Origin of the sequence: Brevundimonas bacteroides DSM 4726 (assembly GCF_000701445.1) — a bacterium.
Lineage (GTDB): Bacteria > Pseudomonadota > Alphaproteobacteria > Caulobacterales > Caulobacteraceae > Brevundimonas > Brevundimonas bacteroides.
Map to the genome: position 1 here is coordinate 348891 of NZ_JNIX01000009.1, position 14150 is coordinate 363040.

At 65.6% G+C, this 14150-nt stretch carries 10 protein-coding genes; 2 read left to right on the plus strand and 8 right to left on the minus strand.

The genetic code is table 11. The features are described 5' to 3' along the window. Nucleotides 1–23: 23 nt before the first annotated feature. The gene (locus Q333_RS0109160; protein ID WP_051651216.1) at nt 24–740 is read right to left on the minus strand and encodes a helix-turn-helix domain-containing protein; all 717 of its coding nucleotides are present in this window, start codon (nt 738–740) and stop codon (nt 24–26) included. 250 nt (nt 741–990) lie between these two features. Between Q333_RS0109160 and Q333_RS0109165 the strand changes: the two genes are divergently transcribed. Beyond that, nucleotides 991–2118, plus strand: coding sequence for an acyltransferase family protein (locus Q333_RS0109165; protein WP_029416444.1), 1128 nt, complete (start codon nt 991–993; stop codon nt 2116–2118). A gap of 79 nt (nt 2119–2197) precedes the next feature. Here Q333_RS0109165 and Q333_RS0109170 read toward each other — a convergent pair whose 3' ends face one another. From Q333_RS0109170 to Q333_RS0109185, 4 genes are read right to left on the minus strand one after another with little or no spacing between them, the layout of a single operon-like run. Next, entirely contained in the window at nt 2198–2947 is a 750-nt protein-coding gene (locus tag Q333_RS0109170; RefSeq protein ID WP_029416445.1) for an amino acid ABC transporter ATP-binding protein, read from the minus strand. Further along, nucleotides 2944–4167 carry a cystathionine beta-lyase gene (metC, locus tag Q333_RS0109175; protein WP_029416446.1) on the minus strand — a complete coding sequence of 408 codons (1224 nt, stop codon included), beginning with the start codon at nt 4165–4167 and terminating at the stop codon, nt 2944–2946. The genes Q333_RS0109170 and metC overlap by 4 nt, the downstream gene beginning before the upstream one ends. Continuing rightward, a complete protein-coding gene (locus tag Q333_RS0109180) occupies nt 4160–6304 on the minus strand; it encodes an ABC transporter permease subunit (protein ID WP_084175875.1) in 2145 nt (714 codons plus the stop codon). The genes metC and Q333_RS0109180 overlap by 8 nt, the downstream gene beginning before the upstream one ends. A 59-nt stretch (nt 6305–6363) precedes the next feature. Further along, nucleotides 6364–7554: an amino acid ABC transporter substrate-binding protein gene (locus Q333_RS0109185; RefSeq protein WP_084175930.1), complete on the minus strand. Its 1191-nt coding sequence runs from the start codon at nt 7552–7554 to the stop codon at nt 6364–6366. On the opposite strand from Q333_RS0109185, the gene Q333_RS0109190 reads away from it, so the two are divergent. Then, complete coding sequence (locus tag Q333_RS0109190; protein WP_029416449.1) at nt 7477–8400, plus strand: LysR substrate-binding domain-containing protein; 924 nt, start codon at nt 7477–7479, stop codon at nt 8398–8400. The two genes, Q333_RS0109185 and Q333_RS0109190, sit on opposite strands and share 78 nt — an antisense overlap. A gap of 37 nt (nt 8401–8437) precedes the next feature. Here Q333_RS0109190 and Q333_RS0109195 read toward each other — a convergent pair whose 3' ends face one another. From Q333_RS0109195 to Q333_RS0109205, 3 genes are all read right to left on the minus strand, one after another. Beyond that, complete coding sequence (locus Q333_RS0109195; RefSeq protein WP_245591525.1) at nt 8438–11323, minus strand: TonB-dependent receptor plug domain-containing protein; 2886 nt, start codon at nt 11321–11323, stop codon at nt 8438–8440. Then, nucleotides 11205–12446: a DUF3363 domain-containing protein gene (locus Q333_RS0109200; RefSeq protein WP_029416452.1), complete on the minus strand. Its 1242-nt coding sequence runs from the start codon at nt 12444–12446 to the stop codon at nt 11205–11207. Before Q333_RS0109200 ends, Q333_RS0109195 begins: the two co-directional genes overlap by 119 nt. Before the next feature lie 327 nt (nt 12447–12773). Next, a complete protein-coding gene (locus Q333_RS0109205; RefSeq protein WP_029416453.1) occupies nt 12774–13721 on the minus strand; it encodes a DUF2493 domain-containing protein in 948 nt (315 codons plus the stop codon). Nucleotides 13722–14150: the final 429 nt, after the last annotated feature.

The window sequence follows — 14150 nt, forward strand, 5'->3', positions numbered from 1 at the left end:
ACCTCGCATGGGGCTGAGCAGGCCTATTGAACGGAACGCTTGTCGCTCGGTCGAACGACTTGGGCGGCCTCGAACGGCGTCACCCCGAACATGCGCTTCATCGTTCGGTTTAGGTGGGCCTGGTCCGCGAACCCACCCGCGAGCGCGGCCTCCGACAGAGGGGCTCCGGCCGCCAAGGCGCGACCGGATCGCTCCAGCTTCCGCCACAGCAGCCACTGCGACAAGGGCGCCGACAACTGAGACTGCGCGAGCGCCCGAAGCCGGGCCGTCGAGAGATCGAGCGCGGAGGCCGCCCGCGCGATGGTTCCGGGCGCCGGGCTCTGCGAGGCCCTTAGCAAGGCCCATTCCAGCCGGGGATCCAGCACTCGAGTCGCTTCGCCGAGATCCGCCTTCAGTCCGCGCATGATCTGGTCCGTCGGCTCATTGCTCAGCAGCCGATCCCGCACGATGGGCGGGGCCGGACCCGCATCGTCGGGGGCGATCAGCGCGACGAGTTTGGAGGCGAGCGGCGTATGGGTCTCGACATAGACGAGGAGGACCACGTCCGCGCTCGCCGGCATGCGGTGGCGGACGCGAGGCGCAAGGATGAGCGCCTCACCCCACAGCTCACGCCCTCTGTCCGCCGCCAGGTGAACCAGGCCCGAGCGCGCGGCCGTCAACTGAACCGCCACATGGGCATGGCTGTCGTGCGCCGCGCACGGGCCCTCGTAAGCGGCCCAGCCGTCGCCGAACACGAACACGGGTCTGGGGCTCGGAGACCACATCGGGTTTCACATAGGCCGTGTCGGACGCTGCAGCCAGCGAGGCGACGCCGAACGCAGAAGCGGGCGCCGTCCCCAGTGCGCGGCAAGCCGGTCGACCTGTTCCACCGACAGACCTGCCCGTGTGACACTTCATCCGGGGCCGGCGCGCCCGGCTGAGGGATAAGCGAGGCCGGTGCGTATATCCGAGGGGCAGGACGGCGATGGCCGTCCTTCATCGGGGCTGACCATGACCTCCATCTCGCCTTCCAGCGAAGGCTATCCCGCCGACCTGCGCGCCCTGACGAGCCTGCGGGCCTTCCTGGCCTTGGGCGTCGTGCTGTTTCATTATCAGCTCCAATGGGATCCGGCGCTCGGCTTCAGTCCGATTATCGAGCGCAGCAGACTGGCGGTCGACGCCTTTTTCTTTCTGTCGGGGTTCATCCTCGCGCATGTCTATGGACCGTCCTTTGCGGCGGGCACGTTCAGCTACCGGCGCTTCATCGTGGCCCGCCTCGCGCGGCTGTACCCCTTGCATCTCGCGGTTCTGGCGGGAGCGACGGTCATGGTTTTGGGAGCGATGGCGGCCGGGGTCCGCTACGATCCCTCGACCTACACCCTGGAGGGTTTCCTCAAGACGCTGTTCCTGGTGCAGGCCTGGTTTCCCAGCGAGATCGGATACAACTGGAGCGGACCGAGTTGGTCCCTGTCGGCGGAGTGGTTCGCCTACCTCCTCTTTCCCGCCTACGCCTGGCTGGCTCTGCGGATGCGACGTCATCCGGGGGTGCTGCTGATCTTGGGCATCGTGGCCTACGTCGCCATCGACGCCCTCTATCGGGCAGCGTTCGGCAAGGTTCTGCCTCGGGCCGAGGATGACATGGGCATCCTGCGGATCGGGCCGGCCTTCCTCATTGGCGTGGCCATGTACGGTCTTGGCCGCAGCGTCGTTTGGCGTCCCCTCGTTTCCGTCGCGGCCTGCCTGGCGGCAACGGGACTGCTGCTGGCGGCCATGCAGATGTCGCTCGACGACCGTCTGGTCGTCGCCTTGGCTGCTCCCGTCGTCTTCTCCTGGTCCATGCTCGCCAAGACGCAGAGCGAGGGCTTTCTGGCGTCAGAGCCCCTGGTGTTTGCTGGTGAAGTCTCTTTCGCCTTCTATCTGGCGCACATGCCGCTCCTCGTCGCCTACAAGGGGATCGCAGCAGAGATGCGCGGGATCGACAGCGGTTTTTACATGGTCCCATGGGAGCTGGCTGGCCTGCTCCTCGTGACCGTGCTGGTTTCCGTGGCGTTGCATATGTTCGTCGAGCGGCCGGGCCGGAGCGCGATCCGCAGATGGTTTGAGAAACGCGACGTCAGACCTGTTGCGATCAGCGAGTAAGGGATGTGGCCGGAACGTCTTCTGCCGTTCACGCCCTCTCGACAGTCCGATCCGGGCCTCGGGGCTTGTTCCACCGCAGTCAGTGGACGATCTGACTCAGGAAGGTTCTGGCGCGGTCGCTGACTTCGCCTTTGAAAAAGGCTTCCGGCGGGGCGTCATCGATCAGGGCACCCTTGTCCATGAACAACACGCGGTCGGCAACCTGACGGGCAAAACCCATTTCGTGGGTGACGCAGATCATGGTCCGGCGTTCTTCGGTGAGGGCGATCATCACCTCCAGGACCTCATTGACCATCTCCGGATCGAGCGCGGAGGTGGGCTCGTCGAACAGCAGGATCTCCGGGTCCATGGCCAGGGCGCGCGCGATGGCCGCGCGTTGCTGCTGTCCGCCCGACAGCTGGCCGGGGTATTTTTCCGCCTGATCGGCGAGGCGCACGCGCTCGAGAAGAACCCGCGCCCGAGCTTCAGCCTGCGCCCGGCCTTCCTTACGCGCCAACCGAGGAGCGAGGGTGCAGTTGTCGAGGACGCTCATGTGGGGAAACAGATTGAACTGTTGAAACACCATACCCGTCGTCTTCAGCGCGGCCTGGCTCGCGGCGGACTTGGAGGTCACATCCGCTCCCCCGATCAGGATCGCGCCCTCCTCCGGAACCTCCAGCCGATTGAGGCAGCGAATGAGAGTGGATTTTCCGGAGCCGGACGGACCACAGACCACCACGCGGGAGCCCGGAGCGATCTTGAGATCGATGCCGTGGAGCGCCTGGAAACTTCCGTACCATTTGCTGACCTGCCGCAGCTCGACGGCGGGGTGGGCGTGTTCGACGGTCATGCTGCGCTCTTCCGCAAGGCCCTCAGCCGGACAAAGGCCCGCTCGAGGTCCGTGACGAGATCCTCAACGGACTCCAGGCCGGCGTGCACCCGGACCAGGGCGCCCGGGTCCTGCGGGTGACGCCGGACGGGAGCCGGCCAGGCCGGGACAAGGAGGCTTTCGTACCCGCCCCAGCTCGACCCGAGGCGAAAGATCTCCAGATGATCGAAGAAGGCCGACGCCTGGTCTCCGGACAGCGGCTCCATGTAAAAGCCGAAGAGGCCGGAGGCGCCCCGGAAATCGCGTCGCCACAGGTCGTGTCCTGGATCCTCCGGTAGACCGGGATGGAGGATCCGACGGACCTCCGGCTGCGCCCGCAACCATTGGGCAAGCGCGAAGCCGTTGCGTTCATGCCGCTCCAGCCGCACCTGCAAGGTTCTCAGGCCGCGATGCACCAGATAGCAGTCGTCGGGGCTCGCCCTCTGGCCCCACCGGCCCGCCGTGTCCTTGATCCGACGATAAAGCCCGTCGTCGAGGGTGCAGATCGAGCCGATCATGGCGTCCGAATGCCCCGAGACGTATTTCGTGGCCGACATGATGGAGACGTCCACGCCGAGGTCTAGCGGGCGGAGGTACAGGGGTGTGGCCCAGGTATTGTCCGCCAGGGTCAGAACCCCCGCGGCGCGACAGGTCTGGGTGATCGCCGGAAGGTCCAGAATCTCGAACGTCTGAGATCCCGGCGATTCCAGATAGACCGCCCGCGTCGTCGGCCGCAGGAGACCGCTCAGCGCTGAAGCATCGCCCGGCGCGAAGAACTCGACCTCGACCCCAAACGCGCAAAGCACCTCCTCGCAGAATTTCCGCGTGGGTCCATAGACCGTATCGACGACGAGCAGGTGATCTCCCGCCTTCACGACCGCCGCCAGGGCGGTCGAAATGGCCGAGGTTCCCGATGAGGTCAGAACGCATCGGCCGCCGCCCTCCAGAGCGGCGAGCGCATCGGCCAGGGCCAGGGTGGTCTGGGTCCCGTAGAGACCGTAGATGACCTCGTCATAAAGCCCGGCATGACGGTTCATGTATTCCGCCACCGTGTCGTAGATGATGGTCGAGGCGCGATAGAGGGGCGGGTTCAGGACGCCGCCCTGGGACCGGGGTTCCGGCCCCGCATGGGTCACGGCGGTCGCCATGTCCTCCAGCCCTTCCCCGAGGTTCTGAGATTGCGGTGCCGGCCGGTCAGTCATGTCGTGAGATACTCGCATTTGATCCAGCCTTGGCGCGTTCGATGGTTGCGGCGATCCGCGACAAGGCAAAGCAGAGGGTGAAATAGACGAGGCCGACGAAGAGGTAGGCTTCGACGAAGAAGGGCCGCCATTCGAGCGGCACATAGGCCAGACGCGCCATCTGCAGCAGGTCGAAGACGCCGACGATGAGCACAAGTGTGGTGTTCTTGACCTCGCTGATCGCGATAGACACCAGACTGGGCAGGCTGGCGATCAAGGCCTGCGGCAGGATGACGGCGCGCAGAGCGGCCCATCGGGACAGACCCAGCGCCTGTCCTGCTTCCGCCTGCCCCTTGTTGAGCGACAGCAGCCCGCCGCGAACGGCCTCGGCCATGTAAGCCGCCGTGAAGAGCACCAAGGCGATCTGCACGCGAAGGAAGGCGTTGATCGTCATCTCGGCGGGCACCAGCAGCGGGAACAGCACGGCGGCGATGAACAGCACCCCGAGGAGCGGGACGCCTCGAACCACCTCAATGAAGCCGGTCGCGATCCACCGAAAGACAGGGCTTCGCGATCGCCTCGCCAAGGCCAGCAGGACGGCCAACGGGAAGGCGCCGACCACGGCATTGCCGGCCAGGAGCAGGGTCACTGGCAGGCCGCTCCATTTGTCCGTGGCCACGCCGACCAGGCCCAGACCGCCCGCCATCAGCCACGGGCTGGCGAGCAGCGTGATCGCCCAAAGCGCCGGGACGACATGGCTCCAGAGCCGGCGAACGAGCGACGCCAGCAGAGAGACGGCGAACAGAACGATCACCGCTGCCGGTCGCCATTGCTCCGGCTCTGGATAGCTTCCCAGCAGAATGAACCGCGCGTTCTCCTGCACGAAGGGCCAGCAGGCTCCGGCCGCGCGTCGGCAATCCGCCGCGTCTCCGACAAACACCGCCTGCAGCACCAACCAGTCGAACGCGGCCCAGACGCCCAGGCCGACCAGGGCGGCCGTGGCGAGGGTGAGCGCCGCCTGGCGCGGCTCCGCGAACAGATGACTTCGCCATTTCGGCCAATGAAACTCCGGCGGCGCGAGGCTCGTCCCGGGCCCCGCCGCAGGCTCCCAGATGGCGTTGCGGCGCGCATAGAGGTTCATCGCCAGGGACAGGATCAGCGAGGTCGAAAGGAACACCAGGATGATCAGCAGGACGCCTTCGACCGCCTGCCCGGTCTGGCTGATGATGGTGTCGATGACCGACACGACCTCTGGATAGCCGATCGCCACCGCCAGCGAGCTGTTCTTGACGGTGTTGAGATGCCAGCTCGTCATCGGAGGCAGGATGATCCTGAGCGCTTGCGGCAGCACGACATGCCAAAGCCGCTGCGGGGCGCTGAGGCCGAGCGCCTGGGCCGCCTCGCCCTGCCCGCGCGAGACCGTCGACAGCCCCCCACGCACGATCTCGGCGAGATAGGCCGAGGTGTAGACCGACAGCGCCACGACCAAGGCGATGAACTCCACGGAAAGCTGAAGACCGCCTTGGACCTCAAAGGCTCCGACGACCGGGGCCTCGTATCTCAGAAAAGCGAGACCCGCCGCGCCCGCAGACAACAGGGCGCAGGCCGCCCAGGCGGTCGCCCTTCGAGCGCCGGTCTGACGTCGCGACCAGACCAGGAGCCACGCCGCAGCGAGGGCCAGCAGCGGACCCTCCCAGCCGAGCGACGGAAGCGCTGCGCCGCGGTTGGTGATGAAGGCCCCGACATCGCCTTCCTGGAGCGTGGCTACCGCCGGCGCGCCATGCAGGAGCAGTGCATACCAGACGAACAGCTGGAGCAGCAGCGGGAGGTTCCGAACGACCTCGACATAGGCGCCGCTGACCGACCGCACGAGCGCGTTGTCGGACAGTCTCGCCAAGCCGATCAGAAGACCCAGACCTGTCGATATCACGATGGCCCATGCCGATACGCTCAAGGTATTGCCGAGGCCGGCCAGCAGAGCCCGACCGAAACTGTCGGCGGGCGCATAGGAGAACAGGGTCTCCCCGATGGCGAAACCGGCTCGGTTCTGAAGGAAGTCAAAGCCGGTGCGGATGTTGCGGTCGGCCAGGTTCTCCTGGGTCGCCAAGGCGATCGCGGTCACCACGGCTCCGACCACCAGAGCCGCTGCGATCTGCAAGGCCCAGGCGCTCCAGGGCGTCCTGTGCGTCCAAGGCTTCAGGCGGGGGCTGAGGCTGGTCACCGCATCGGCAGCGGATACATCAATCCGCCGTCCCGCGTCAGCTGGTTCTGACCGCGCTCCACGCCCAAAGGAGCGATGTTGCGCTCGTAGATTTCGCCGTAGTTTCCGACAGCGCGCAGGGCTTGGTACGCCCAGGTTTCCGGTAGCCCCAACGCCCGTCCAAATCCCGGCGTCGCGCCCAAGAGGCGCTGGATTTCGGGATCGGGAGAGGATGACCGCAGCGTCTCCACATTCGCCTGGGTGATCCTCAGATCCTCGGCCGCGATGAGCGCGTTGAGCACCCATTTGTTGATGTCAAACCACTGTTCGTCATCGCTTCGCACCACCGGTCCGAGTGGCTCTCTGGAGACATAGTCGGGCAGGACCACATAGTCCTGCGGCCGCTCGGCGTCCGACAGGCGGATCGTGGTCAAGGTGAAAGCATCGGTGGTCATGGCGTCGCAGCGATCAGCGAAGAACGCCAGCTTGGCTTCTTCCGGATTCTCGTAGACGACGGAACGGTAGCGCAGGCCGTTACGGCTGAAATAGTCCGCCGTGTTCAGCTCCGACGTCGTCCCCTTGCTGATACAGATGGCGGCCCCGTCGAGGTCCTTGGCGCTCTCGATGCCTTCGTCGCGCTTCACCAGGAAGCTCTGACCGTCGTAGTAGAAGACCCCGACGAAGTTGAGACCGAGTTCGACGTCGCGCGTGAGGGTCCAGGTCGTCGTCCGTGAAAGCACGTCGGCTTCGCCCGTCTGCAGTATCGTGAACCGCTTGTTGGACGCCGTTGGCAGAAACCGGACTTTGGTCGGGTCGCCGAGCACGGCCGCGGCCAACGCGCGGCAGTAATCGATGGTGAAGCCCCGCCACTCTCCCGAGGGGGTGAGTTCGGACATTCCGATCTGACCGGGATGGATGGCGCAACGGAGAACGCCGCGAGCCCGGATCTGCGCCAGGGTCGAGCCTTCGGCCGCAGCGGGGCCCTCGCTTTCACTTTCCGTCGCGACGGGCGCCGCGCAACCCACCGCGAGAAGCGAAAGGGCCAGCGCCGCACCGATGGCCCGGGCTTGATCCCGCGCCGTATTGCGCGCTCTGGTCGATGGACGTCTTGCTGCACCGGGAGCGCGCGCTTGAACCTTCGACACCTGGAAGCCTTCAGCGCCGTGATGCGCGCCGGGTCGGTCAGCCAGGCGGCCAAGGACATGCATCTGTCGCAGCCCGCCGTCAGCAAGCTCCTGGCGGACCTCGAACACGCGATCGGGTTCGCGCTCTTCCTGCGCAGCCGCGGGGCGGCCCTCCTGCCCACGCCGGAAGCGGAACTGTTTCACCAGGAGGTCGAGCGGTCCATCGTCGGCGTGGCGGCGCTCAAGAGGATCGCTCAGGACATCAGGAACCTCAGCACCGGCACCGTCCGCATCGCGGCCCTGCCAGCCCTGGCGGTGAGTTTCCTGCCCGCCGTGGTCAAACGCTTCCAGGACCGGCATCCCAACGTCACCATCCAGATTCAGACGCGCTCCTCCTCGACGGTCCGGCAGTGGGTGGCGCGTCAGCAGTTCGATTTCGGCCTGGCGACCCCCGCGCGGGAGATGGAGGGCCTGCATTCCACGACCTTCCTCAAATGCTCGGGTGTCTGTGTTCTTCCGCCGGGTCACCGCCTTTCCTCCCTGGAAACCGTGACCCCGCACGATCTGGCCGGCGAGGCCTTCATCTCGCTCGCCCTCGAGGATCCCACGCGTCGACGGGTCGACAGGGTGTTCGAGGACGCCGGGGTCGAGCGCGAACTCCTTGTCGAAACCCAATACGCGATGACGGTCTGCGCCATGGTGCTGGAAGGCGTCGGGTGCTCCATTCTCAATCCGGTGACGGCCGCCACTTTCGCGGCGCACGGCTTGGTGCTCCGGCCGTTCACGCCGCGCATCGTGTTCGAATACAGCCTCATAACACCCAAATCCCGCGTCGCTTCCCAAGCGTCTCTGAACTTCGTTCGGATCATGACCGAGATGCGGGACGCTTTCACCGAACGGGGCGCCTTTGACGGCGCGGCTCGCGACTGAAGCGCCGCGAGCCGCGGACATCGTTCCTGCGGACGATCTAGAACTCCGCCTTGGCGCGAATGTACCAGAACCCGCCGTTGAAGCCCGTCGGAGCAAAGCGGAGGTACTGGATGCCGTTGTTGGTCTGAGACACACGCGCTTCCCGGTCGGGATAGTCGTCGAACAGGTTCTCGGCACCCACGGTCAGCTGGATCCGATCGGTCAGCTGATATCCGAGTTCGGCGTCAATGAGCACTTCCGCACCACCGGTCTGATCGGCCGAAGGGACGCCGCCGAAGTCGGTCCATTCCCCATAATAGGTCGCCTGGGTCGAAGCGGTCAGTCGGCCGCGCTGATAGTTGAACGACACGCTGCCCTTCGTTTCGGGGACAAAGTCCTCAAGCTCAAGGAGGCGTTCGCGGTCGGCGCTGATCACCGGAGTGGCGCGCGTCACTTCGGTCTTGGTGTAGTTCAGGTTTGCATTGACCCCCAACGATCCACCCAGGAAGTCGATGCCGTTGTAGCTGACCACCAGGTCAAGCCCGCGCGTCCGGGAGTCGAACGAGTTGGTGAAGAAGCTGATTTCCTCGAAGGAACCCCCACCGGGAATCCCCAGCGCCGCCAGCTGATTTCGTTGCGCCTGAGTGAGACGGAAATTGCCCGACAGGGCGATGCGGTCGTCGACCTCGATCTGGAAATAGTCGAGGGTGACCGTCAGTTGGGACGTCGGTCGCAGAGCGAGGCCGGCCGCGACGTTGAAGGACTCCTCGGGCTGCAAGGCCGTAGCGCCGAAGAAGAGCGCCACGGGATTCTGCGGCGACACAATGCCGGTCGTCAGGGGGTTGCCAGTCACCGAGTCGATGTTGGTCTGCACCAGCGACGCATTGGCTTGCCCCGGCGTGGGGGCCCGGAAGCCGGTGTTGACCGACCCACGCACCGCCACCGCGTCGTTGAACTCATACCGTCCGCTGACCTTCCAGCTGAAGTTCTCGCCGACATCGGAGAAGTCTTCATATCGTGCGGCCAGACCGAAACTGAACGCGTCGGTCAGGTCGCCTTCCAGCGCCCCGTAGGCGGCCCAGTTGTCGCGCTCGAAAGTCCCGGCCTGCGATGGGCTGAAGCCCGGAAAGCCGTTCGAGCCGACCGGCAGTCCGACCCGGCGTCCGGTGTCTGGGTCGACCACCGAGGCGAACGGCCCGACCTGATAGGAGGCCAGCTCTCCAGCGGTGACCTCATAGGTTTCCTTGCGGTACTCCAGACCGCCCGCGACGCTCAGCGGAGAGGCCAAGCCGATCTCCCAGGGATAGCTGAGGTCCAGATTGCCGATGAACTCGCGCTGCTCCAGCGATCCGGGGTTGAACGTCGTCGGCGAGTTCAAGCCGAGGGACGGATTGACGGTGTTGCTGATCACGTAGTCGGCGGTGTTGCGTCCGACACTGGCGCTCAGGTCATAGGTCAACTGACTGGGAAGCTCCCCCCGAATGCCGCTGACGAAAGACGCGTCCTCGATCGTGGCGCCGAAGTTCGGAGCAAAGCCGCCAGGGAAGCGCTGGCGGAAGCTGAAGCGTGGCCCGCCCGGTGTCGTGGTCGTCGGAATGCTGGTCGCAATGAAGCTGGTGTTCGGATTGCGATAGAAGAAGGCGGTCGTCCCCTCGCTGCGGCTGTAGTTCCCGAACGCGTAGAGCTCCGCCTCCGGCGACAGGTCGAGGCCGGCATTGACGAACACTCGCGCCGCCTCGCTGTCCGGATTCCCCCAGCGCTGGGCGGGCACAGGCACCCCTGCGACGCCGGCGTTGATCAAAGCCTGGGCATCGGGCCGCTGGGTGCCCCGCGAGGTCTGATCGCTTTCGGACAGTTCGGCGCTGATGTTCAGGAAGCCCTGATCCGTCAACGGCAGGCCGAGATTGCCCTGCAGGAGGAGATCCTGGCCGTCGCCGGCGTAGAACTGTCCGTACCGTGCGATCAGGGTCGCGCCTTCGCGGTCGGTTCTCAGGCGAAAGTTCAGCACCCCGGCGATGGCGTCGGAACCATAGACTGCAGATGCCCCATCTCTCAACACCTCCAGCTGGCCGATGGCGATGGACGGTATGGCCGACAGGTCCGGACCCTGGGAGCCACGAATATAGGGCACATTGGTAAACTGAACCGTCGCCCCGCGGTGGCGCCGCTTGCCGTTGACCAGGACCAGGGTCTGGTCAGGCGGCAGACCGCGCAAGCTGAACGGTCTGGTGAAGGCGGCCCCATCGTTCGTCACGAAGCGCTGAATGTTCAGTGAAGGCACCTGCTCGCGCAGGATGTCGTTGATGTCGGAGGTCCCCTGGTTGACGAGGTTGTCCCCGCTGATGATGTCGATGGGCAGAGGGGACTCGGCCGCCGTGATGTCGCGCCGTCGCAGGCCGGTGACGACAATCTCGTCGACGACACTGGCTTCCTGATCGGTGTTCGACGCCGTTTGGGCCGCAGCGGCGCTCGGTGTCATCACGCTGATCGTGCCGACAAGGCTTGTGACGCAGGCAGACGCTAAAAGGATCGCTTTGGTTCGCATGGTCCCCCTCCAGGACGCGACCGTTTCATGACGGTCTCGTTGCAGTGAGGAGAGCCTCAGACCGTCACCGGAGGGAAGAGGTGAAAACCAGCTATGCCAACAAACAGCCAGGGCATTCCGTTCGGTTATGGGTCGGCAAGGAGCGTCACGCTTGAAGCGGCGGACCTGCAAACGCCAGCCGCTCCGCCGCCTCGTTGCCGAAAAGGCCTGACCAGTCGGCTCTGGTGACGCCGCCTCTGCACTGATCGAGAGTGACTCCGGGGTTGGTCGCTTGCACCCGTCACATCGAAAGATCCGCCCCCCGGTCGAGTGCTCGCACACCCGCGCCGCGCGGTGAGCCCACGAGTTCGACGCTGCGTCCCACCGCCGGCGCCGCGTGGCCCATTCGCAGCCGCGCATAGTGCTCGACGCCCTGTCGATCGCGAACAACCACGAAGGCCGATCCGCCAAGCTCGTCATGCGCGCCCTGAGCCACCACCCGGCCGCGGACGGGCGCGGCCCCGAGTTCCCTGACGTCGCCTGCGCCGAGAAGGCGGCGTTGCGCCAAGGTGCGGATCACGTCCCTCCGCAGCTGAAGGACGCGCAGACGCCGTTCCAGGTCTTCATCGAGCCGGTAATGCGAGCCCCGGCGATGTGCCAGACCGAGCCGCTCAAGGTGCCGCAGTCGACCTCGGCTCAGCGCCGCCCAGGCGTTGGAGCGTCCCACACCATCCGCCACCAGCCCGTCTGCGTCCTTGGTTTCGAGCAACCGCCGATCGAAACCGGTGAACCGGTCTGCCTGCGTTTCCCGCCAGACCCGACGTTCGGCGTCCGCCCGCGACAGGTCCCCGAGCCGCTCCTGCGCCACCTCCTGGGCGCGCGCCCGAAAGCCATAGGCCACATAGTCTCGCGGGATCAACAGATCCTTGCCGCTTGCCCGCTTCCCCCGAATGAGCACATGAGCGTGCGGTTGGTCGGTGTCGAAATGGCAGGTGGCGATCCACCGCAGCTCCGGCTGACCGAGGTCCGCCGCCACCCGATCCATGACATCGCGGGTGTAGCTGCGCAGATCGGCGATCCGGTCACCGTGCTCGGGTGACACGATGAAGCGGAAGTGGTGGCGGTCCGCCGACCATCCTTCCGTCATCCGGACGGGATCGACCCCGTCTTGATCGCGGTCGAAAAACTCGGCCTGGGTGCCCTGAACGCCTGCGCCGGCGCGCCCGAGATAGACCACATGCCGCGCCAGGGCGACGCCGCGCTCCGCCCCCTTGCCCATGTGCCGCGACACCATCGCCTTGACGATCACCTTCTGCCGGACATCGACGCGGAAGGGCCGGCCTGAACGCGCCTGCGCCGACCGGAGCACGCCAGATCTATCGCCGCGCGTCAGAAGGCGAGAGGCCGCGAGCTTCTGAAACAGCGCCGTCCGCACGGCGGTCTTGTCAGACTTCAGCGCGTGCGGAAGTCGGACTCGACCTGCGCCCTCGTCGCCGGGCTCCCGTGCGGACAATCGCGCTTCAATGGCCGCTCGAACCGACATGCGTCACCTCCCGATCCAACCGACGCAAGGCTCGACCAAAGGTGCGTCGCCGCACGTCATGATCGGTCGTCGCCGTCATCGTAAATCACTGACACCGTACAGCAAAATGAACGCCAAATACCTCCTTTTATCTTGCCATCAGACCTCAAAACAGAGGAATAAATGCAGCGCCATCAACACTGATCAACAGCCAACAACAACACGCAAACACAGAACACGCATCTCGCTTACAGCCTTCGAACGCGAGTCGAAGGGCCCCACAATGGCCAAACGCAGGAAACCCGCCCGGCCGAAGCCGAGCGGGTCTCTGTTGTCGGTCTCAATTTGTCAGGCGGCTCGCGCCTTGATGGGGACGTGCCGCAGCCCGGACTCCATCGCCTTCTGCCCGAGGTTGAGCGCCGGTCCGAATGGCCGTTGATCTCCCGAGCGCGTCCGGTCCACCGAATGCACCAGGGTGAGGCAGCAGGTGGGCTCGAGCGCGATCAGCTCATCATTCGCCCGGAACGGAGCTGCCTTGCCGTGGGTGTCGAAGTCCGCCCGAGCGAGGATCAGTTTCACCCCCTTCTGCTGGGCCCATTTGATCGCCAGCTTCTCCGACCCCTTCGCCCCGGTGGTGGCCAGGGCCATGTCGGGCCACTCCTGCTTTGCCCAGTTCAGGGCGTCGAAGATCCGGCCTGCGTCGTCCGAGGTGTCGGCCGTCGGCGCGCCCCTGAAGGCGATCACCGGACCGCCCGGATCCGCCTCCCCTGACTTCCGATTGCGGATCGCCCGGATCGCCTGCTTGGCTTCTAACTGCGCCGCCGTGAGATGGGTGCCGCGCCGCGAACCCCGCCAGGCCGTCCAGACCTCGCCGGTCGCAATCGTCCAGGTCTCCGAGGCCGCATCCCGGATCATCTCGCAGGCCTGGGTGGCCGCGTCGCCGGCCCGAGCCTTCGCCGTCGCTTCCTGCAGCTCGGCGTCGGCCGCCTCCGATCCGTCGAAGTCCCGATCGATCGACCGCATCGTATCGCGGGCCCGGTCGGCGTCTCGTTCAATCCGCCCGGCCGCCGAGTGAAAGGCGCCGATCAGGGCCTCTCCCAAGATTGTCTGGTAGTCCTCAAGGGCGGTGTCGGAGATCACGTCCACCAGCTCGGTCATGAGGGCTCGCCCGAGTTGAACCAGGGCATCCTCGGTCGGATGCGGACGCTGATCGCCGAGAGAACCCGTCAGGTCGTCGAAGGCGGAGTTGGACTTCTGGGAGGCGGAGGCGGTGAAGGGATTGCTGAAGTAGGTCATTGGAACATTCCTTGAGAATGTCGAGCGCCCCATGCGCAACGACCCCGATTTTCGGCACATTGGGCCCCGGAAAGTCACCGGAGCGGACCGCCCTTCGCGGGCCGCGCAGGGCATAAGGCGAAGCCGTTGACTTTCAGGGTGATGTGACAAAATCGGAGGGCGTTGTGTGGGGGCAAGTCGTCGTCGCCCTTCGCGACGACGACACCGTTCGGCGCCGTTGCGCCGATGCGAACAGACGGACAACGATCTTCCTGTCCGTCGACGGCGGCGAGCCGCTGTCGTCGCAGGTCAAACGATCTCAGACTTTGGCCAAAAGCACCGAGGGGGATCGAGCTCATCGGCCAATGACCTCGTTCGGCCCGAAGCGGACTTGGGCAGCGAGGCGGTAAATCCATAGAAAAACGCCCGGCCTTTCGACCGGGCGTTCCA

Excerpts from the sequence above, each read along its gene's own strand:
- metC (WP_029416446.1), bottom strand. The coding sequence starts at position 4,167 with ATGACTGACCGGCCGGCACCGCAATCTCAGAACCTCGGGGAAGGGCTG.
- Q333_RS0109200 (WP_029416452.1), bottom strand. The coding sequence starts at position 12,446 with ATGTCGGTTCGAGCGGCCATTGAAGCGCGATTGTCCGCACGGGAGCCC.
- Q333_RS0109185 (WP_084175930.1), bottom strand. The coding sequence starts at position 7,554 with ATGCATGTCCTTGGCCGCCTGGCTGACCGACCCGGCGCGCATCACGGC.
- Q333_RS0109165 (WP_029416444.1), top strand. The coding sequence starts at position 991 with ATGACCTCCATCTCGCCTTCCAGCGAAGGCTATCCCGCCGACCTGCGC.
- Q333_RS0109205 (WP_029416453.1), bottom strand. The coding sequence starts at position 13,721 with ATGACCTACTTCAGCAATCCCTTCACCGCCTCCGCCTCCCAGAAGTCC.
- Q333_RS0109195 (WP_245591525.1), bottom strand. The coding sequence starts at position 11,323 with ATGCGCGGCTGCGAATGGGCCACGCGGCGCCGGCGGTGGGACGCAGCG.
- Q333_RS0109170 (WP_029416445.1), bottom strand. The coding sequence starts at position 2,947 with ATGACCGTCGAACACGCCCACCCCGCCGTCGAGCTGCGGCAGGTCAGC.